Below are 19,708 nucleotides of genomic sequence, written 5' to 3'. Positions count from 1 at the left end.
ATGGGTTTCTATCACGGTCTGTCCGGCCTGAACGCTGCCAGCAAGAACCTGGACGTCATCGGCCACAACATCGCCAACAGCAACACGGTGGGCTTCAAGCAATCCCGTGCTGAATTCAACGAAATGGTGGCCAGCGCCATGGGCGCATCCAGCAGCACCAACACCGGCATCGGTGTCAGCGTGGCCGCCGTGTCCCAGCAATTCACGCAAGGCGTCACCACGCCGTCCGCCAACGGCCTGGACATGGCCATCAACGGCGATGGTTTCTTTGTGGTGAACACCCCCTCCGGCATTGCTTACACCCGCAACGGCGCCTTCCAGCTGAACAAGACCGGCGAGCTGGTCACGGTCAATGGTGACAAGGTCCAGGGGTACACCGTCGACCCCACCACCGGCCTGCGCACCAGCGTGGCCCTGGGCAACCTGGTGTTCCCGGCCGGCACCCCCATCCCCGCCAAGCAGACCAGCACCGTGAACGCCACGCTGAACCTGGACGCGCGCGTGGACCAGAATGCCGTGCCCGCACCGGCACGTTCCACCTATGGCACATCGCTGGAAGTGTTCGACGAACAAGGCATGGCCACCCCGCTGTCCATGTACTTCCAGAAGTCGGGCGCCAACACCTGGAATGTGTACGACAGCCTGGACCCCAATGCCATGCCCATCGGCCAGATGGTGTTCAGCTCCACGGGCAAGCTGCAAACCGTGGCCGCCTACAGCGGTGCGACCGACCCCGGCGGCCTGAACCCCGGGGATCCCGGCTATGTGCCCCAGTTCGCAACCCCCACCGGCACCACGCTGACCACCACCGTCACCACCACCAACCCCAACAACCCCAACCCCGGTCCCTGGCCGGTGGACATCGACCTGGGCAAGGTGACGCAGATGGGCAGCGCCTTCTCCGTGGCCAAGCTGACCCAGGACGGTTATGCGACCGGTGAACTCACCGCGGTGAACGTGGCCTCGGACGGTACGCTGATGGCCACCTACTCCAACGGCGTCACCCGCGCAGAAGCACAGCTGGCCCTGGCCAAGTTCACCAACAGCCAGGGTCTGCAGTCCTCGGGCAACAACAACTGGGTCGCCTCGAACGACTCCGGCCCACCGGTGTACGGCTCGGCCGGCAGCGGCAGCTTCGGTGTGGTCCAGGGCAATGCCCTGGAAGAGTCGACTGTGGACCTGACCAACCAGCTGGTCGGCATGATGACCGCCCAGCGCGCCTACCAGGCCAACGCCCAGACCATCAAGACCCAGGACCAGATCTTCTCGACCCTGGTCAACCTGCGCTAAGCGCAGCCGACACGCGCAATTAGGAGTTTGTAATGGACCGCATCATCTACACCACCATGACCGGCGCCAACGCGGCCGCGCAGCGGCAGGCGGTGCTGTCGAACAACCTGGCCAATGTCTCGACCACGGGTTTCCGTGCCGAGCTGAGCACCTTCCGCTCGGTGCCGCTGCAAGGCCAGGGCTCCACCACGCGCGTGTTCGGCCTGGATGCCACCTCCGGCCACCTGGAGCAGGCCGGCCCCGCCATCCACACCGGCAAGAGCACCGACCTGATGGCGCGCGGCAATGCCTGGTTTGCCGTGCAGGGGCTGGATGGCCTGGAGGCCTACACCCGCAACGGCGCCCTCGAAGTCACGGCCGAAGGCCAGCTGGTCACGGCCACCGGCCTGCCCGTGCTGACCGATGGCGGCGCGCCGATCGACATTCCGCAGAACGCCAGCATCAGCTTTGGCGGCGACGGCACGGTGGTGGCCACCCTGGCCGGCCAGGACCCGATCAATGTGGGCCGCCTGAAGATGGTGACCCCCAACCAGGAACAGACCTTGAAGCGTGGCGATGACGGCCTGTTCCGCTCGCCCCAGGGCGACCTGCCGGCCGATGCCAACGCCACCATGGTGGCAGGCTCGCTGGAAGGCTCGAACGTGAACGCCGTGGAAGCCATGGTCGGCATGATCGCCGCCTCGCGCCAGTTCGAGCAGCAGATGAAGCTGCTGACCACCGCCGAAACCAACGACAAGAGCGCCAGCCAGCTGCTGAGCCTGAACGGCTAAAACCGGCCCCTGAATTACGGAAGGACACTTCGCCATGATGAATTCCCTGTGGATTGCCAAGACCGGCATGTCTGCCCAGCAAACCCAGATGGATGTGGTTTCGCACAACCTGTCCAACGTCTCGACCACCGGCTACAAGCGCCAGAGCGCGGTGTTCGAAGACCTGATCTACCAGAACCTGCGCCAGGTCGGTGCCCAGGCCGACGAACAGAACGTGCTGCCCACCGGCATGCACCTGGGCCTGGGTGTGCGCACCGTGGCCACCACCCGCAACTTCACCCAGGGCACGCCCCTGGAAAGCGGCAAGGAACTGGATGTGGCCATCAGCGGTGACGGCTTCTTCCAGATCCAGATGCCCGATGGCACCACGGCCTACACCCGTGACGGCACCTTCAGCCGCAGCGCCACCGGCCAGCTGGTGACCGCGGGCGGCTACCCACTGCTGGACGGCATCACCGTGCCCCAGGACGCCACCAAGCTGAGCATAAGCAAGAGCGGCGTGGTCAGCGTGACCGTGCCCGGCAACGCCCAGCCCCAGCAGATCGGCCAGCTCAACACCGCCTCCTTCATCAACCCGGCCGGCCTGGAGCCAATCGGTGAGAACCTGTACCGCGAAAGCGCCGCCTCCGGCGCCCCGCAGGCCGGCACCCCCGGCACCAACAACCTGGGCACGGTGATGCAGGGCTTCCTGGAATCGTCCAACGTGAACGTGGTGGAAGAGCTGGTCCAGATGATCCAGACCCAGCGCGCCTACGAGATGAACTCCAAGGCCATCTCCACCAGCGACCAAATGCTGGCCAAGCTCTCGCAGCTGTAATTCACACCTCTATTCAGAGCGCCTGGCGCTTGTTCAGCCAGGGTTTCAAAGCAAAAAGCATTGCAAACCCAGTCTGCACCAGCGCAAGCCGCTCCTGTTTTGCATTTCCCGGAGCGCTTATGTCCGCCGCCTCTCGCCCCTCCTCCCAAGTTTTCGCTTTGGCCCAGCGCACGCCCCGCATCGCGCTGTGGGGCGCGGCCAGCCTGGTCATCAGCGGTTGCGCCTTCAACGACCCGCCCCCGGTCGACCTGCAAAGCCAGACCCACCCGCTGCCTGCCACGGCGATTGCCGTGCCCCAGCAGCAGGCCCAGGCCACGGGCGGCCTGTTCCAGGCCAACCGCTACCGCCCACCATTTGAAAGCCGCCGCGCCCGCCTGGTCGGGGACATGGTCACCATCCAGATCGCCGAACGCGTGACGGCCAGCCAGCAGTCCTCGTCCACGGTCAACCGCGACAGCAGCATGTCGGCCGGCATCACCGACCTGCCGGTGCTGACCGGTGGTGCCCTGGCCACGGCACAGAAGTTCGGCAAACTCGGCGTGGGCAGCAATGCCGACTTCGAAGGCGGCGGTGGCACCACCAGCGCCAACACCTTCACCGGCTCCATCACCGCCACCGTGGTCGAGGTGCTGCCCAACGGCCACCTGGTGGTCACCGGCGAGAAGCAGATCGGCGTGAACCAGAACGTCGATGTGCTGCGTTTCACCGGCACCGTCGACCCCTACCAACTGCAGCCCAACAGCGTCATCAGCTCCACCCAGGTGGCCAATGTGCGCGTGGAATCGCGTGGCCGCGGCCAGCAAAATTCAGCGCAGGCAATTGGCTGGTTGTCGCGCTTCTTTTTGAGCTTTATCCCTTTCTAAAGCTCTCCAGAATTGGGCAGTATGAAAGTACTGTCCACGCTCCCCACATTCCGCACCGCACGCCTCGCCCTGGCGTTGCTGGCCCTCAGCGGCGGCATGCTGGCCGCTCCCGCCCACGCCTTGCGCATCAAGGAAGTGGCCTCGGTTCAGGGCGTGCGGTCCAACCAATTGACCGGCTATGGCCTGGTGGTCGGCCTCGATGGCACGGGGGACCAGACCACCCAGATGCCTTACACCACCCAGACGCTGTCCAACTACCTGCAGCAGATGGGCATCACGCTGCCGGCCACGGCCAACACCAACAACCTGCAGCTCAAGAACGTCGCGGCCGTGATCGTGACCGCCGAGCTGCCCGCCTTTGCCCAGCCCGGCCAACAAATCGACATCAACGTCTCGTCCATGGGCAACGCCAAGTCGCTCAAGGGCGGCACGCTGATCACCACACCGCTGCGCGGCGCCGATGGCGAGATCTACGCCCTGGCCCAGGGCAACCTGGTGGTCGGTGGCGCCGGGGCCTCGCAAGGCGGCTCCAAAGTCCAGATCAACCACCTGAGCGCCGGCCGCATCCCCCAGGGCGCGCAGGTCGAACGGGCCGTGCCCACGCCCATCAATGACGGCGACACCATCAAGCTGGGCCTCAACGACACCGATTTCCAGACCGCCAGCCAGGTGGTCAAGGCCATCAACGGCCGCCACGGCATGGGCACCGCCATGGCCCTGGATGGCCGCACCGTGGAAGTGCGGGCGCCCGTGAACCCCGGCGCCCGCGTCGGCTTCATCGCCGACATCCAGGAGCTGACCCTGCCGATCAACAAGCCGGCCGCCAAGGTGGTGATCAATGCCCGCACAGGCTCCATCGTGATGAACCAGGCCGTGACCCTGGGCCCCTGCGCGATTGCCCACGGCAACCTGGCCATCACCATCGACTCCACGCCCGTGATCAGCCAGCCCGGCGCCTTCTCGCAGGGCCAGACCGTGGTGACCGAGAAGACCAACATCAACGTCACGCAGGAGCCCGGCAAGGTCATCCGCGTGCCGTCCTCGCCGCAACTGACCGATGTGGTGCGCTCGCTGAACACCCTGGGCGCCACGCCCCAGGACCTGCTGGCCATCCTGCAGGCCATCAAGGCCGCCGGTGCCCTGAACGCCGAGCTGGAGGTGATATGAGTCTGTCTCTGTCGGCCAACAATGCGCTGGCCACCGACATCAATTCGCTCAACAGCCTGAAGAGCCAGGCCAACGCGAACAACCCGCAAGCCGCCCGCGAAGCCGCCAAGCAGCTCGAGTCGCTGTTCATGCACGAGATGATCAAGAGCATGCGCCAGGCGACCATGAAAAGCGGCCTGCTGGACAACGACAGCTCCAAGCTGGCCGACTCGATGATGGACCAGCAGCTGTCCGTCTCCATGGCGGGCATGCCCGGCGGCCTGGCCGATGCCATCACGGCGCAGATTGCGCGCTCCATGGGCATCGATCCGTCCGAGGCCGGCGTCAATCCCGCAGCGGCCCTGGGCGGCACCGAACGCAATTTCAGCATCCCCTCCACCGTCAGCTTTGCCGGCCGCACCCCGCGCTATCCGGGGCTGTCGGGCAATTCGGGCGTGGGCAGCACGGCCTTTCTGGACGCCTATGCGCCATCGCCCAAGGGGCGTGACAACTTCGTCCAGGCCCACAGCAGCGCGGCCGAGCGCGTGGCCCGCGACAGCGGCATTCCCGCCAGCTACATGCTGGGCCAGGCCGGCCATGAAACCGGCTGGGGCAAGAGCGAGATCCGCGGCGACAACGGCAGCAACTCCTTCAACCTGTTCGGCATCAAGGCCACGGGCAACTGGAAGGGCAAGGTGGCCGAGATCACCACCACCGAATACGTCGACGGCATTCCCCGCAAGGTCAAGGCCAAGTTCCGCGCCTACGACTCGTACGAGGACTCCTTCCGCGACTACGCCCGCCTGATCACGGAGAACCCGCGCTACGCGCAGGCCGTGGAAAGCACGGGCAACGCCAAGGCCTACGCCACGGCCCTGCAGAACGCGGGCTATGCCACCGACCCTCTTTACGCCAGCAAGCTGTCCCGCGCGATTGAAAGTGCCCGCGCCGCGCAGCAGGGCACCCAAGGTTAAAGCTTTAGAAAGACCTCCACCATGAGCTTGATGAACGTCGGCGTTTCCGCCCTGGTTGCCAACCAGCACGCCCTGACCACCACCGGCCACAACATCGCCAACGCGAATTCGGCCGGCTACTCCCGCCAGACCGTGGCCACCAGCGCCCTGATCGGCCAGAACGTGGGCAACGGCTTTGTCGGCAAGGGCGTGCAAGTGGCCACCGTCATGCGCCACTACAACGAGCTGCTGGGCAAGCAGTCGAACGCAGCGAATGCCGCCAGCGCCGCCGACGCCATCCGCTACCAGTCGCTGATGCAGATGCAGGACGTGTACTCGGGTGGCGACAGCAGCCTGGGCGCCGCCATCAACAGCGTGATGAATGCCTTTGCGGACGTGGAGGCCGCACCGTCCGACGGCACCGCACGCAACGTGGTGCTGACCCGCATGAGCGAGCTGACGGCGCGTTTCCGCGCGGCCTCGGCCACGCTCAAGGAACAGGACTACAGCACCCAGCAGCAGCTGGGCAACAACGTCACCCTGGTGAACAACCTGGCAGGCCAGGTGGCCGCGCTGAACACCCAGATCAGCCGCGCCGTGGCCTCGGGCCACCAGCCCAACGACCTGCTGGACGCCCGCGAGCAGCTGATCCGCGAGATCAACCAGTACGTGCAGACCAGCCAGGTGGACGCCGACAACGGCGGCATCAACCTGTTCGTCGGCGGCAGCCAGCCGCTGGTGCTGGGCAGCAGCGCCGGCCAGCTGAGCGTGGCCGAAACCACCGAATACCCGGGCAGCGGCAAGCTGTCGCTGTACTTCAGCCAGCCCAATGGCGAGCAGGTCGAGCTGACCGCCAACATGGTGGGTGGCGGCGAGATCGCCGGCCTGCTGAAATTCAACAACGACGACCTGGTCGTCGGCCGCAACCTGCTGGGCCGCCTGGCACTGGCCATCGGCTCGGAGCTGAACCAGCAGAACAAGCTGGGCCTGACCCTGTCGGGCAACTACGGCACCGACCTGTTCAAGCTGACCACGCAGACCCAGGGCTGGAGCAACATCACCGGCTACGACGTCAGCAACCCGGCCACCAGCGCCACGGCCACCGTGACCGACACACGCAGCCTGGTCGCCTCGGACTACAAGATCTTGTTCGACGGCAGCAGCAACGCCCAGCTGATCCGCATCTCCGACGGCAAGACCACCAACCTGCCCATCGACCCGGTGAACGGCATCGATGCCCAGGTCGATGGCCTGCAGTTCTCCGTGCCCGCCACGGTCACCGCCAGCGCCACCCAGGGCCAGAGCATCCTGTTCCAGCCCTTCAGCGCGGCCGCCGACGAAATCCAGCCGCTGGTGCACAACGCCGGCGACCTGGCCGTGTCCAGCGCCGTGACCGCCAAGATCAACCAGGGCAACCAGGGCACGCTGCAGATGAGCAGCCTGCGCGCCACGGACCTGGCCGGCGTGCCGGCCCAGAACGCCCCGGTGCGCATCACCTTCGACGGCGCCGGCAACTACAGCTACCAGACCTACGACCCGGCCACCAGCAGCTGGAGTGCCGCCTCGGCCGCCGCGCCCTACACCTCGGGCCAGGCCATCCAGATCAACGGCTGGAACATCACACTGACCGGCACCCCCGGCAGCGGTGACAGCGTCGACGTGGGCAACGCCCTGGACCTGGGCGACGGCTACAAGCTGAACGCCGGCAACGCCTCGGCCTTCCTGGCCCTGCGCGATACCACCATCTTCGACGGTGGCACCACGCTGAGCGACGGGTTCTCCTCGGCCATGGCCGTGATCGGCACGCGCACCCAAAGCGCCAAGTACGCGGCCCAGCTGTCCCAGACCGTGGCCAACAACCTGAATGCCGACCGCACCGCCGTGTCCGGCGTCAACCTGGACGAGGAAGCCGCGCGCCTGCTGCAGTACCAGCAGGCCTACCAGGCCTCGGCCAAGATCATTCAAACCGCGCAATCCTTGTTCGACAGCGTGCTCAACGCGGTCGGCGGCTGATTCATCAAGGTTTAGGAGTTCTCCATGAGCATTACACGCCTGGGTACGGCCAACATGTATGACCGCACCATCAGCAACATCAGCAAGCAGCAAGCGGAGCTGGCCAGCCAGATGGAACACACCACGGCCGGCAAGCGCGTGCTGCGCGCCAGTGACGACCCCGTGGCGGCCGCCCTGGCCGAACGCGCCCGCACCCGCCTGGACCGCATCGAGACCGACAAGCGCATGCTGGATGCGCAGACCGCCACCGTCGAGTACGCCGAAGGCACGCTGGGCGAAATCAACAGCGCCGTGCAGGAGCTGCGCACGCTGCTGGTGCAGGCCGGCAACGGCACCTACAACCAGACCCAGCGCGACACCCTGGTCGAGCAGCTGACCAGCCTGCGCGCCCAGATCCTCAAGTACAGCAACCGCACGGACAGCAACGGCCTGCCCCTGTTCCGCGGTCTGGACACCCAGGCCAACACACCGTTCCCGAATGGCGGCAACGGCATCCAGTCCGGCCAGCCCAACAGCAGCGAATACACCATCACCAACTCGCTGGATGGTGCCCTGGCCTTCTTCAGCGGCAAGACTGGCAACGGCGTGCTGGCGGTGGACGCCAACCCGGCCAACCAGGGCAAGGCCCACACCGACGCTGGCGTGATCAAGGACCCGGCCACCGCCACCGCGCTGACCGTGCCGGTGACCATCAGCTTCCACGACGACAACGGCGTGCTGTCGTACAGCCTGGATGGCGGCACCACGATGCTGCCCTACAAGGCGGGCGACGCCATCGATGTCGCCGGCATGGCGCTGACCATCAGCGGCGAACCGGCCGTGGGCGACAGCTTCACCGTCAAACCCAGCGAAACCATTTCCGTCTTCGATGCCATCGACCGCGCCATCTCCACGGTGCGCAACGGCGGCAACCCCGACGGCAGCACCAACTCCGGCGCCCTGGCCCATGGCATCGCCCAGTCGCTGGCCGAGCTGGACACCGCGCTGAACCGCATCTCCACCGTGCGCGGCGTCGCCGGGGACCTGCTGAACCAGGCCAAGCGCATGAACAACACGCTGGACGCCCGCGACGAGCAGGTGCAGGCCCAGCGCGTGGCCGCAGAAGACTACGACTCCGAAGGCATGGTGAAGGCGATTGCACAGCTCAAGACCCAGGAGACCGCGGTCTCGGCGGCGCTGCAGTCCTACGCCTCCATCCAGAAGCTGTCGCTGTTCGACTACATCCGCTGAGCGCTGCCCCCACTAGCCTGGGTGCGTGGTCCCGCAACGGCGGGACCACCCGGTCCCGGGCGGCTGGCAACGGCAGCCCTCCCTAGACCTCAACACGGAGCGCTTGCGCTGTGGAATTCGTTCTGAATGCTTTGGTGATGGGCTATCGCCCGCTGTGGAATGCACAGCGCCACTTGGCGGGCGTGCAACTGTTCCTGCACGACACGCCCGACAACCCGGCCGACACGGCCCACCTGCTGCGCATCCTGCAGGAGATGTGGTCCCCCCACGCCCCCCTGCTGCTGCTGTCGCCACAATCGCCGGCGCTGCTGCAAGGCCTGCTGGCCCAGATCGGCCCCAACCCCTCCTGGGCGCTGGAAGTGCGCGCCGAGTGGCTGAACGCCAACGCCCTGCTGCGCGCCCTGGCCACGCGCGCCGCCGAAAAGGGCGTGCGCCTGGTCTGGCGCGGTAGCATGGAACGCCTGCCCTCGGCCCAGGAAGCCAGCAACTTCGCCTGCAGCCTGCTGCACCTGGAACCTCAGGATGCACTGGCGCTGATGCACGCCACGGCCGACCAGGCCGTGCCCCAGCGGCTGTCGCTGCTGGAAGGGCAGATGTACGAGGACATCCACAGCCAGGCCCTGGCACGCCGCTGCCTGGAGCACTACCACGCCAGCGCCATCGCCGGCTGGCCCGACGAGGACGTGCTGCACAAGCTGCGCGGCGCCCGCGTGCTGCACCCCTCGCACGAGCACGTGCTGCGGCTGCTCAAGGCCGTCGATGCCGACCAGTCGCTGGAAACCTTCGAAGAAATCCTCAGCGAGGACCCGCTGCTGGCCTACCGCTTCATGCTGTACGCCAACTCGGCCGCCCTGGGCGCGCGCAACCCCATCAACTCGCTGCGCCGTGCGCTGGTGATGCTGGGCTACGGCACGCTCAAGGAATGGCTGGGCACCCAGCTGATCCACGCCAGCCACGAAAAGGACCTGCAGCCCATCCGCCTGTCGATGGTGATGCGCGCCGCGCTGACCTCGCACCTGCTGGATGCCGGCGTCAGCCAGGAGCTGCGCAGCGAGGTCTACCTGTGCGGCCTGTTCTCGCGCCTGCACGAAGTGCTGGACGAGCCGCTGGAGACCACGCTCACGCGCCTGCCGCTGTCCGAGCGCATCCCCCAGGCAGCCGTGCAGGGCGAAGGCCCCTACGCCCCCAGCCTGCAGCTGGCCCAGGCGCTGGAAAGCGAGGACGGCGCCCACGCCATCCGCGCCCTGTGCGAGGAGCACGAGATCAGCCTGGAGCACGTCAACCGCACCCTGCTGCGCCTGGTGTGCGAATGGCCCAACCAGCGGCCCAGCTGGTAAAGCCATCAAAAATCAAAGCAACTGGCGCTCATCTGGCAAGTTTTTCGGATCGAAAAGCCCTCGAACACCAGACAAGACCAGCGCCAGCAGCTTCGGTTTTTGACAAGCTCCCCATGCCGTCGGTGAAAACGCGCTGGCGCGGCACCCCGCAGCGGCCTACAGTTCGCCCCTGTTGACCCCGCCCGCCATGCCCCTGCACGAATTCACCGCCCTGCTCATCCTGGCCACGGCCATGAGCTTCACCCCCGGCCCCAACACCACCTTGTCGACCGCCATGGCGGCCAACCACGGCCTGCGTCACAGCCTGCGCTTCGTGCTGGCCGTGCCCGTCGGCTGGACCTTGTTGCTGGGTCTGTGCGCCCTGGGCGTGGGCGCATTGATCACCGGCCTGCCCCCCCTGCGTGCGGGCATCAAGGCCGTGGGCATCGGCTACCTGCTGTGGCTGGCCTGGAAGCTGTCGGGCAGCGGCCAGCTGGCCCAGGCGCGGCCCGCACAGCTGCAAATCAGTTTTGCCCAAGGGGTTTTGCTGCAATTCATCAACATCAAGGCATGGTTTTTGGCGTTGACCATCGTCGCAGGATGGGTCGCTGGCCAGGCCAACTTTGCCGAGCGCATGCTTGTCGTGCTGCCCGTCATGGCGAGCTACGCCTTCTGCAGCAACCTGTGCTACGCCTGCATCGGCGCTGCCTTGCGCCAGTGGCTGGCCCACGGCCGGCGCCTGCTGTGGTTCAACCGCCTGATGGCCGCCCTGCTGGTGGGCACCGCCGTCTGGATGTTGCGCGCCTGAAGCGGCGGTGATTTTTTCGGCCCGGCCCCTGCAAGCCCCGGCGCTTCGCCCCACAATAGCTGCACCGGCGCCGCCGCCCATCCCGTGCCCGACGCCCATTGCCGCAGCGCCCGGCTATGCGTAGTTTCCGGGTGACACGGCCATGCCCCACAACGGTATGCTCTTTGCACCACGCCTTGTCCGGCACGCGCACAGTGCGCGCGCCGCTTCTAGAGATTGAGTAGTTATGACGAATTGGACCCTGGCTGCACGTGCCGCCAAGATGAACTCCTCCGCGATCCGCGAGATTCTGAAACTCACCGACCGTCCCGGCATCATCAGCATGGCCGGTGGCCTGCCCTCGCCCGCGGGCTTCCCGATCACGGCCTTCACCGCCGCCTGCAACGCGGTGATGGAGCGTGACGGCGCTGCGGCGCTGCAGTACTCCACCACCGAAGGCTTCCCTGCGCTGCGCCAGGCGATCGCCGACTTCCTGCCCTGGGACGTCAACCCCGACCAGGTGCTGATCACCACCGGCAGCCAGCAGGCGCTGGACCTGATCGCCAAGATCTTCATGGACAAGGGCAGCCGCATCCTGGTGGAGAAACCCACCTACCTGGGCGCCCTGCAGGCCTTCACCCCCATGGAACCAGTGGCCGTCGGCGTGGACAGCGACGACGAAGGCATGCTGGTCGAGGACTTCGCCGCCAAGGTCGGCACCGGTGCCGACAAGGCCCGCATCGCCTACGTGCTGCCCAACTTCCAGAACCCCACCGGCCGCACCATGAGCGAGGCGCGCCGCCAGGCCCTGGTGGAAAAGGCCAAGGAACTGGACATCCCCCTGATCGAGGACAACCCCTACGGCGACCTGTGGTACGAGGGCGAGCCCCCCCTGCCGCTGGCGGCACGCAACCCCGAGGGCGTGATCTACATGGGCTCCTTCTCCAAGGTGCTGGCCCCCGGTCTGCGCGTGGGCTTCATCGTGGCGCCCAAGTCGGTCTACGGCAAGCTGACCCAGGCCAAGCAGGCCGCCGACCTGCACAGCCCCAGCTTCAACCAGCGCGTGGTCGCCGAGGTGATGAAGGACGGCTTCCTCCAGCGGCACATCCCCACCATCCGTGCCATGTACAAGGCCCAGCGCGATGTGATGCTGGTGGCCCTGGAGCGCGAAATGGAAGGCCTGGACGTGAGCTGGACACGCCCCGTGGGCGGCATGTTCCTGTGGGTGCGCCTGCCCAAGGGCATGAACGCCCAGGACCTGCTGCCCGAAGCGGTCGAGCGCGGCATGGCCTTTGTGCCCGGCGCGCCCTTCTTTGCCGATGAGGCCGAGCACAACACCCTGCGCCTGTCGTACGTGACCGTCTCGCCCGCGCAGATCAACCAGGGCATTGCCGCCCTGGCCGCCGCCATCCGCGCGCTCCAGGCCAAATAATCGCCTGGACGCCACCCCGGGTGGCGTATCGTGCACAGCGCATAGCTTCCCGCAAGCTATGCGCTTTTTTGTTCGCTCTGATTGGGAATCCCCGCCATGTCCGCCCATTGCCCACCCCTGACCACCCGCCCGTTCATGACCGTGGACGTCTTCACCGCCGAGCCCTACCGGGGCAACCCGGTGGCCGTGGTGCTGGATGGCCAGGGCCTGGACGAGGGCCAGATGCAAAGCTTTGCGCGCTGGACCAACCTGTCCGAGACCACCTTCGTGCTACCGCCCACCGAAGCCGGCCGCGCCCAGGGCGCCGACTACCGCGTGCGCATCTTCACCCCGGCCGCTGAAATGCCGTTTGCCGGTCACCCCACCCTGGGCACCTGCCATGCCTGGCTGGCCCAGGGCGGCACGCCCCAGGACCCCACGCGCATCGTGCAGGAGTGCGCCAAAGGCCTGATCCCCATCCAGCCCTCGGCCGCCGGGCTGGCGTTTGCCACCCCGGCCACCCGCGCCCTGCCGCTGCCCGCCCACCTGCACCTGATCTACGAGGCCCTGGGCATCACCAACGAGCAGGTGCTGGATGCCGCCTACCTGGACAACGGCCCGCACTGGCTGTGCCTGCTGCTGGACAGCCCAGACACTGTGCTGGGCCTGGAGCCTGACCTGGCGCGCATCAAGGCCCTGGGCCACAAGGTCGGCGTGGCGGCGCGCTACAAGGCCGACGACGCCACGCCGCTGATCGGCCGTGCCTGCCGCGAGGCCGAGGCCTTTGCCACCGGCCTGCGCGCCGCCCCGGTCGCCGCCCAGGCCCAGCTGGAAGTGCGGGCCTTTTCCACCACGGGTGTCGAAGACCCGGTCACCGGCAGCCTGAACGGCAGCCTGGCCGACTGGCTGATCGCACAAGGCCACCTGCAGGCGCCCTACATGGCCAACCAGGGCGCCTGCGTGGGGCGCGACGGCTGGGTGTCCGTGCAGCAGGACGCGCAGCAGCAACTGTGGATCGGCGGGCAGACCGTGACCTGCGTGCAGGGCACGGTGCTGCTCTGAGCGAAGGCCCCTCAGGCCACGGCCCGGTAGCGTTGCGATAAAGCAAATAAAAATAATTATCAATCGCGTAAAATCCGCGCATCTTTGATTCTGCCTTGTGCCACTGCCTGCCTTATGTATCGCTATCTGATTGCCAGTGCCCTGACCCTCGGTACCCTCGCGGCCACACCGGCCTCCGCCGCCCAACCCGCTGCGGCCAGCGCCCGCCCCAGCGCGCTCCAGGCCTCGGCCGTGGTGCAGCACTACAGCACCCTGGTGTATGCCAACTACAGTGACACCATCGCAGCCGCGCAGCAGATGCAAAAGGCGATCCATGCCTTCCTGGCCAAGCCCAGCCCCGCCACCCAGAATGCGGCGCGCAAGGCCTGGCTGGATGCCCGCGAGTTCTACGGCCAGACTGAGGCCTTCCGCTTCTACGACGGCCCCATCGACAACGCCGACGGCCCCGAGGGCCAGATCAACGCCTGGCCGATGGACGAGTCCTATGTGGACTATGTGGTGGGCGATGACAACGCCGGCCTGATCAACAACCGCAAGCTGCCCATCACCAAGGAACGCCTGGCCGCGCTGAACGAGCACGACGGCGAGGAGAACATCTCCACCGGCTGGCATGCCATCGAGTTCATGCTGTGGGGCCAGGACCTGGACGACCACGGCCCCGGCGCGCGCCCCTACACCGACTTCGTGGACGGCAAGAAGCCGAATGCCGACCGCCGCCGCGCCTACCTCAAGGTGGTGACCGAGCTGCTGCTGGACGACCTGCAATCCGTGGCCGACCAGTGGAAGCCCGGCGTGAAGAACAACTTCCGCGCGGCCTTCGACCAGGGCGGCGACGAATCCCTGCGCAAGGTGTTCATCGGCCTGGGCTCGCTGTCGCGCGGCGAACTGGCGGGCGAGCGCCTGGAGGTGGCCATGGCCAGCCGTGACCAGGAAGACGAGCACTCCTGCTTCTCGGACAACACCCACCGCGACGCGGTCACCAACGCCCAGGGCATCCAGAATGTCTGGCTGGGCCACTACCAGCGCCGCAACGGCACGGTGCTGCAAGGCCCCGGCCTGCGCGACTGGGTGGCAGCGCAGGACCCGGTGATCGCCGAAAAGACCTCGCTGCAGATTGCCAAGTCCGTGGCCTCGGCGCAAGCCATTCCGGCCCCGTTCGACCAGGCCATCCAGGGGGCGCGCGACAGCGCCGCACGCGCCAAGATCCAGGCCACGATCGACTCCCTGACCCAGCAAAGCAAAGACCTGGTGGACGCGGCCAAGGCCGTCGGCTTCGAACAGCTGAACCTGGTCGAGCCCTGAGCGGCAGCCACGGCTGCCTGTCATCCTGCACCGCGGCCTGGCCGCGGTGCCTGTTTCCGGGCCTTCGGCCCCCTGCCTATGACCTTCTTGCTCCGCACCAGCAGCGTGCTGGCCACCGCCCTGGCCTTGGCCGCCTGCACCGCCCGCCCGGCCCCTGGCGACACAGCCGCAGATGCCGCGCAGGCCCTGTTTGCGCGCCCTGCCGCCGATGCCCAGCCCGGTGGCAAGACCACCGTGTTCTCCAACGGCCGCAACGCCTTCTCGCTGCCCGCCGCCAACCTGAATGACGCCGAACGCACGCGCTTCGTGGTGGGCAACTCCTTTTTCAAGCGCAACTGGGTCCAGGCCCCGGCCTCCACCACTGCGCGCGACGGACTGGGTCCGCATTTCCTGGCCCGCTCCTGCGGCGGCTGCCACGTGCAGGACGGGCGCGCCCAGCCGCCCGACTTCCACAACCCGCTGGCGCCCCAGCCGTTTGCCGGCCTGCTGCTGCGCCTGTCGGTGCCCGGCACCGATGCCCACGGCGGCCCCAAGCACGAGCCCGTGTACGGCGATCAGTTCAACACCATGGGCATCCACGGCGTCCAGGGCGAGGGCAAAGTGCACCTGAGCTACGAGCGCATCGAGGGGCAGTACGCCGACGGCACGCCCTACACCCTGGAAAAACCCCGCTACCACCTGCGCAACCTGGCCTATGGCCCCATGGCCCCCGACGTCATGGTCAGCCCGCGGATTGCCCCGCAGGTGATCGGCCTGGGCCTGCTGGAAGCCATCCCCGAGGCCGAGATCCTGGCCAATGCCCAGGCCCAGGCGGCCAACACCGGCCCCATCAAGGGGCAGCCCAACTACGTCTGGGATGCCTACGCCGAGCGCATGGTCCTGGGTCGCTTTGGCTGGAAGGCCAACGTCGGTAGCCTGGCGCACCAGACTGCCGGCGCCTTCCTGGGCGACATCGGCATCACCTCCAGCCGATTCCCGCAGCAGACCTGCACCCCCGCGCAGAAAGACTGCCTGGCCGCGCCGAATGGGAATGCCAAGGGCCAGCAGGGGGTCGAGATCGAGGACTATGCGCTGGACGATGTCATCTTCTACCAGTCGACCCTGGCCCCGGCTGCGCGCCGCAACGCCCAGGACGAGGGTGTGCTGCGCGGCGAAGCCCTGTTCCATGCCGCGCAGTGCGCGCAGTGCCACCGCCCCAGCTACCGCACCGGCACCGCGCTGTTTCCGCGCCTGAGCAGCCCAGCCCTGTCCGGCCAGGACATCACCCCCTACACCGACTTGCTGCTGCACGACATGGGCGAGGCGCTGGCCGATGGCCGCCCGGACTTTGCCGCCAACGGCCGCCAGTGGCGCACCCCCCCGCTGTGGGGCATCGGCCTGCTGCCGGCGGTGAACGACCACCAGCGCCTGCTGCACGACGGCCGTGCCCGCGGTGTCGCCGAGGCCATCCTCTGGCACGGTGGCGAAGCCGAGGCGGCGCGGGAACAATTCCGCCACCTGCCGGCACCGGACCGGGCGGCCCTGGTTCAATTTGTGGAATCTCTGTGATGCGTTGCTCTTTCTTCTCTCTGGGCCTGATCGGGCTGCTGACCGCTGGCCATGTCCTGGCCGCCGCACCGCCGGCCCCACCCCTGACCTCCGGGGCCGCCGCCCAAGCGCTGTACGCACAATGGTTTGTGCCGCACTCGGCCCAGGCCAGTGCCTCCGCACAGCAGCTGCACGCCCAGGTGCAGCAGTACTGCGCCGGCCAGGCCAGCCTGGCGGCGGCGCGCGCCCAGTTCACCCAGGCCAGCCAGGACTGGGAGCGCCTGTCGGCGCTGGCCATGGGCCCGCAGATCGAACGTCGCACCGCCCGCATGGTCGACTTCCAGCCGCTGCGCCTGCCCCTGCTCAAGACCGCGCTGCGCAAGGCCCCCCAGGATCTGGCCGCCATGGAGACGATTGGCGCACCGGCCAAGGGCTTCCCGGCGGCCGAGCATTTGCTGTGGGTCGACGTGGCCCAGCCGCACACCCCGGCCTGCCACTACGTCGGACTGGTCGCTGCCGAGCTGACCCAGGAAATGCGCGACCTGCACCAGGCCAACCTGGCCGCCAGCGCCAGCACCGCGCTGGATTTCCACAGCACCGCAGAATTCCTGAACCAGTGGATCGGCGGCCTGGAACGGCTGCGCTGGCAGTCCATGGACAAGCCGCTGCGCAGCGCCAGCCCGGGCAAACAGGCCGCCGTCACGCGCGCACCCAGCCAGGGCACGCTGGCCAGCTGGCAGGCGCAATGGGGCTCGCTGCGCCACCTGGCCGTGGGCGACGCCCGCCAGCCGGACCACGTGAGCATTGCCCGCCTGGTCGAAGCCCAGGGCTGGACGCGCCTGGCCGACGAGCTGCGCGCCGCCGTGCAGCAGGCCGATGCCGCCATGCAGGCCGTGGACCGTGTCGAGCTGGCACGCACCACCCCCGCCAGCCGGGCGCTGAGCCAGCTCAAGCACCTGGTGGAAAACGACGTCGCCCTGGCCCTGGATGTCACCATCGGCTTCTCGGATGCCGACGGTGACTGAGCCCGCCTCGCGCACGCGCCGGCAGTGGCTGCAGGGCATGGCGCTGCTGGCAGCCTGGCCCACGCGCCCCTGGGCGCAGGCCGCCCAGCCTCCCCGCTGGGCTGCGGCCTGGGCCGTCGGACCCGACCTGTTTGTCGGCGTGCTGCAGGCCCCGGCCACCGCCACGGACCGCCTGCAGGTGGTCCAGGCCCACGCCATCCCCACGCGGGCCCACGGCATGACCCAGTTGGCCGATGGCCGCCTGCTGTTTGCCAGCCGCCGCCCCGGCGACTGGCTGCTGCAGCTGCACCCGGATGGCCGTGCACACTGGCACTGGATCGAGCCCGACCGCGCCTTCAACGGCCACGTGATCGCCAGTGCCGACGGCCGGCAGCTCTACACCACCGAAACCGACCTGGCCGACAGCCAGGGCCTGATCGGCGTGCGCGACGCACAGACGCTGGAGAAGATCGCCGAATGGCGCACCGGCGGCATGGACCCGCACCAGCTGCTGCTGGACCGCGATGGCAGCCTGGTGGTGGCCAACGGCGGCATTCCCACGCAGCCCGAAACCGGGCGCCGCAAGCTGCGCATGGACCACATGGACTCGTCCATCGTCCGCCTGCGGCCCCAGGACCAGGGCGCACTCGCCGGCCAATGGCAGTTGCCCGATCCGCGGCTGAGCCTGCGCCACCTGGCGTGGGGGCCGGCCGTGGCCTGGGACCCGGGCCAGCGCTGGCTGGGCATTGCCCTGCAGGCCGAGCACGACCTGGCCGAGGACAAGCTCCACGCCCCGGTGCTGGCCCTGTTCGACGGCCAGCGGCTGCACACCGCCCCCCGCCCCACCGGCGCGCCCTGGCAGGGCTATGGCGGCGACATCAGCAGCGACGGCCACCTGTTTGCCGTCAGTTGCCCGCGCGCCGACGTGCTGAGCTGGTGGCAGCCCCCGGCAACGCCGGACGCTGCGGCGCACTGCCTGCGCCACGATGCCCAGGCCGGCGTGTACAGCCTCAGCAACCCCAGCGTGATCCAGCCGCTGCAGCCGCCGCGCGCGCCCGTGTGGTCCGCAGGCACGCAGCAAGTGCTGCAGTGGCCCGGCCAGACGGCCATCGGCCGCAGCGACCACCTGGCCCTGGACAACCACTGGGTGCAGCTGCCACCGCAGCTGTGAATGAAAAGTGGCTGTAGCGCTCACCCCATCAGCGCTGACAGCTATCAAAACCTTCTCTCCACCCCGTCCACGGTGCCCCAGCCTGCAGGCACACGCGCCTGCGGGCCGGCCTGGCCTGCCCCGGAACTGCGGCCCGGCCACCACCATCGTCTCCGATAGGACAGGCATTCCGCATCGACCGCTTCCACAATCTGCGGCCATGGGAACCCTCTACCTTGTACGCCATGGCCAGGCTTCATTTGGCGCCGATGACTACGACCAGCTCAGCCCCCTGGGGCTGCAGCAGTCCCAGCAACTGGGCCGCTACTGGCGCGAGCGCGGCCAGCGTTTCGACGCGGTCTGCACCGGCACGCTGCGCCGCCATGTACAGACGCTGGAAGGCATCCAGGCGACCTTGCCCGGCCTGCCCGCAGCCCAGGCCCTGCCGGCCCTCAACGAGTACGACAGCCACGCGCTGATCCGCTGCATCCACCCCGACCCGCTGCCGCCGGCAGACACCCCGGAGCGCTACCGGGCGCACTTTCGCCTGCTGTGCGATGCCATCGCGCAATGGATGTCCGGCGTGATCAGCCCTGCCGGCATGCCCACCTGGGAAGGCTTTGCCGACGGCATCCGCCAGACCCTGGACCAGCTGCGCCGCCAGCACCCGGACGGGGACGTGCTGGTCGTCAGCAGCGGCGGCCCCATCTCCACCGCCGCGGGCCTGGTGCTGGGCGCGCCGGCCGAGGTGTCGATCGCCCTGAACATGCGCATCCGCAACACGGCCGTGACCGAGCTCAGCACCAGCCCCAAGCGCCTGATGCTGCAGACCTTCAACACCCTGGGTCACCTGGATACGCCTGCCACCCGCGACTGGGTCACCTTCGCCTGAGGCCCTCTGCCGCCACCCTGCGGCGGCAGTAGCGCCGGTGGCCAGCCCCCTGCGACGGACCGCCACCGCGCACCGGCCACGCTGCGTACGCTGCAGGGGCATTGGAATGGGCTTACAACCAAGGCTTTGCACCCCCACGGCAGCAGACCACCATGTCCGGAATCCCCCGCTCCCC

The 19,708-nt window shown here is 67.9% G+C and carries 17 protein-coding genes; all 17 read left to right on the top strand.

Annotated features, from left to right (window positions below):
- The 17 genes from flgE to FYM52_RS09830 all read left to right on the top strand — a co-directional run bounded on the left by flgE (position 1) and on the right by FYM52_RS09830 (position 19,533).
- Complete coding sequence (flgE, locus tag FYM52_RS09910; RefSeq protein ID WP_154163961.1) at positions 1-1,290, top strand: flagellar hook protein FlgE; 1,290 nt, start codon at positions 1-3, stop codon at positions 1,288-1,290.
- Between the two features lie 32 nt (positions 1,291-1,322).
- Complete coding sequence (flgF, locus tag FYM52_RS09905; RefSeq protein ID WP_042413620.1) at positions 1,323-2,060, top strand: flagellar basal-body rod protein FlgF; 738 nt, start codon at positions 1,323-1,325, stop codon at positions 2,058-2,060.
- 34 nt (positions 2,061-2,094) lie between these two features.
- Positions 2,095-2,877 carry a flagellar basal-body rod protein FlgG gene (gene flgG / locus FYM52_RS09900; protein WP_042413623.1) on the top strand — a complete coding sequence of 261 codons (783 nt, stop codon included), beginning with the start codon at positions 2,095-2,097 and terminating at the stop codon, positions 2,875-2,877.
- A 119-nt stretch (positions 2,878-2,996) separates the two neighbouring features.
- The gene (locus FYM52_RS09895) at positions 2,997-3,740 is read left to right on the top strand and encodes a flagellar basal body L-ring protein FlgH (protein ID WP_081770697.1); all 744 of its coding nucleotides are present in this window, start codon (positions 2,997-2,999) and stop codon (positions 3,738-3,740) included.
- Positions 3,741-3,761: 21 nt separating this feature from the next.
- Positions 3,762-4,907 carry a flagellar basal body P-ring protein FlgI gene (locus FYM52_RS09890; RefSeq protein ID WP_154163960.1) on the top strand — a complete coding sequence of 382 codons (1,146 nt, stop codon included), beginning with the start codon at positions 3,762-3,764 and terminating at the stop codon, positions 4,905-4,907.
- The gene (gene flgJ, locus FYM52_RS09885) at positions 4,904-5,860 is read left to right on the top strand and encodes a flagellar assembly peptidoglycan hydrolase FlgJ (protein ID WP_045265621.1); all 957 of its coding nucleotides are present in this window, start codon (positions 4,904-4,906) and stop codon (positions 5,858-5,860) included. Before FYM52_RS09890 ends, flgJ begins: the two co-directional genes overlap by 4 nt.
- Positions 5,861-5,881: 21 nt before the next feature.
- Complete coding sequence (gene flgK, locus FYM52_RS09880) at positions 5,882-7,852, top strand: flagellar hook-associated protein FlgK (RefSeq protein WP_154163959.1); 1,971 nt, start codon at positions 5,882-5,884, stop codon at positions 7,850-7,852.
- A gap of 24 nt (positions 7,853-7,876) precedes the next feature.
- Entirely contained in the window at positions 7,877-9,082 is a 1,206-nt protein-coding gene (gene flgL, locus FYM52_RS09875; protein ID WP_043382754.1) for a flagellar hook-associated protein FlgL, read from the top strand.
- A gap of 110 nt (positions 9,083-9,192) precedes the next feature.
- A complete protein-coding gene (locus FYM52_RS09870; RefSeq protein WP_370513829.1) occupies positions 9,193-10,419 on the top strand; it encodes an HDOD domain-containing protein in 1,227 nt (408 codons plus the stop codon).
- A gap of 187 nt (positions 10,420-10,606) precedes the next feature.
- Positions 10,607-11,206, top strand: a complete 600-nt coding sequence (locus FYM52_RS09865; RefSeq protein ID WP_154163958.1) for a LysE family translocator — start codon at positions 10,607-10,609, stop codon at positions 11,204-11,206.
- Between the two features lie 226 nt (positions 11,207-11,432).
- Entirely contained in the window at positions 11,433-12,617 is a 1,185-nt protein-coding gene (locus FYM52_RS09860; protein ID WP_045265624.1) for a PLP-dependent aminotransferase family protein, read from the top strand.
- A gap of 96 nt (positions 12,618-12,713) precedes the next feature.
- Entirely contained in the window at positions 12,714-13,658 is a 945-nt protein-coding gene (locus FYM52_RS09855; protein ID WP_238826169.1) for a PhzF family phenazine biosynthesis protein, read from the top strand.
- A 114-nt stretch (positions 13,659-13,772) separates the two neighbouring features.
- Complete coding sequence (locus tag FYM52_RS09850) at positions 13,773-14,960, top strand: imelysin family protein (RefSeq protein WP_154163957.1); 1,188 nt, start codon at positions 13,773-13,775, stop codon at positions 14,958-14,960.
- Between the two features lie 78 nt (positions 14,961-15,038).
- Positions 15,039-16,508: a di-heme oxidoredictase family protein gene (locus FYM52_RS09845; protein ID WP_154163956.1), complete on the top strand. Its 1,470-nt coding sequence runs from the start codon at positions 15,039-15,041 to the stop codon at positions 16,506-16,508.
- On the top strand, positions 16,508-17,512 hold the full coding sequence (locus tag FYM52_RS09840) for an imelysin family protein (protein ID WP_154163955.1): 1,005 nt from the start codon (positions 16,508-16,510) through the stop codon (positions 17,510-17,512). The genes FYM52_RS09845 and FYM52_RS09840 overlap by 1 nt, the downstream gene beginning before the upstream one ends.
- Positions 17,496-18,662, top strand: a complete 1,167-nt coding sequence (locus tag FYM52_RS09835) for a DUF1513 domain-containing protein (protein ID WP_154163954.1) — start codon at positions 17,496-17,498, stop codon at positions 18,660-18,662. The genes FYM52_RS09840 and FYM52_RS09835 overlap by 17 nt, the downstream gene beginning before the upstream one ends.
- Before the next feature lie 199 nt (positions 18,663-18,861).
- Positions 18,862-19,533 (top strand): histidine phosphatase family protein, encoded by a 672-nt coding sequence (locus FYM52_RS09830; protein WP_154163953.1) that lies wholly within the window; start codon positions 18,862-18,864, stop codon positions 19,531-19,533.
- Positions 19,534-19,708 lie beyond the last annotated feature (175 nt).

It is taken from the genome of Comamonas sp. CAH-2 (genome assembly GCF_009668305.1).
Taxonomy (GTDB): domain Bacteria; phylum Pseudomonadota; class Gammaproteobacteria; order Burkholderiales; family Burkholderiaceae_C; genus Comamonas; species Comamonas aquatica.
Note: the sequence above shows the minus strand (reverse complement) of the source record. Positions and strands in the feature narration are given on the sequence as shown.

Excerpts from the sequence above, each read along its gene's own strand:
- FYM52_RS09845 (WP_154163956.1), top strand. The coding sequence starts at position 15,039 with ATGACCTTCTTGCTCCGCACCAGCAGCGTGCTGGCCACCGCCCTGGCC.
- flgE (WP_154163961.1), top strand. The coding sequence starts at position 1 with ATGGGTTTCTATCACGGTCTGTCCGGCCTGAACGCTGCCAGCAAGAAC.
- FYM52_RS09860 (WP_045265624.1), top strand. The coding sequence starts at position 11,433 with ATGACGAATTGGACCCTGGCTGCACGTGCCGCCAAGATGAACTCCTCC.
- FYM52_RS09850 (WP_154163957.1), top strand. The coding sequence starts at position 13,773 with ATGTATCGCTATCTGATTGCCAGTGCCCTGACCCTCGGTACCCTCGCG.
- FYM52_RS09895 (WP_081770697.1), top strand. The coding sequence starts at position 2,997 with ATGTCCGCCGCCTCTCGCCCCTCCTCCCAAGTTTTCGCTTTGGCCCAG.
- flgG (WP_042413623.1), top strand. The coding sequence starts at position 2,095 with ATGATGAATTCCCTGTGGATTGCCAAGACCGGCATGTCTGCCCAGCAA.
- FYM52_RS09830 (WP_154163953.1), top strand. The coding sequence starts at position 18,862 with ATGGGAACCCTCTACCTTGTACGCCATGGCCAGGCTTCATTTGGCGCC.
- FYM52_RS09835 (WP_154163954.1), top strand. The coding sequence starts at position 17,496 with ATGCCGACGGTGACTGAGCCCGCCTCGCGCACGCGCCGGCAGTGGCTG.
- flgK (WP_154163959.1), top strand. The coding sequence starts at position 5,882 with ATGAGCTTGATGAACGTCGGCGTTTCCGCCCTGGTTGCCAACCAGCAC.
- flgJ (WP_045265621.1), top strand. The coding sequence starts at position 4,904 with ATGAGTCTGTCTCTGTCGGCCAACAATGCGCTGGCCACCGACATCAAT.
- FYM52_RS09890 (WP_154163960.1), top strand. The coding sequence starts at position 3,762 with ATGAAAGTACTGTCCACGCTCCCCACATTCCGCACCGCACGCCTCGCC.
- FYM52_RS09840 (WP_154163955.1), top strand. The coding sequence starts at position 16,508 with ATGCGTTGCTCTTTCTTCTCTCTGGGCCTGATCGGGCTGCTGACCGCT.
- flgF (WP_042413620.1), top strand. The coding sequence starts at position 1,323 with ATGGACCGCATCATCTACACCACCATGACCGGCGCCAACGCGGCCGCG.
- FYM52_RS09855 (WP_238826169.1), top strand. The coding sequence starts at position 12,714 with ATGTCCGCCCATTGCCCACCCCTGACCACCCGCCCGTTCATGACCGTG.
- FYM52_RS09865 (WP_154163958.1), top strand. The coding sequence starts at position 10,607 with ATGCCCCTGCACGAATTCACCGCCCTGCTCATCCTGGCCACGGCCATG.
- flgL (WP_043382754.1), top strand. The coding sequence starts at position 7,877 with ATGAGCATTACACGCCTGGGTACGGCCAACATGTATGACCGCACCATC.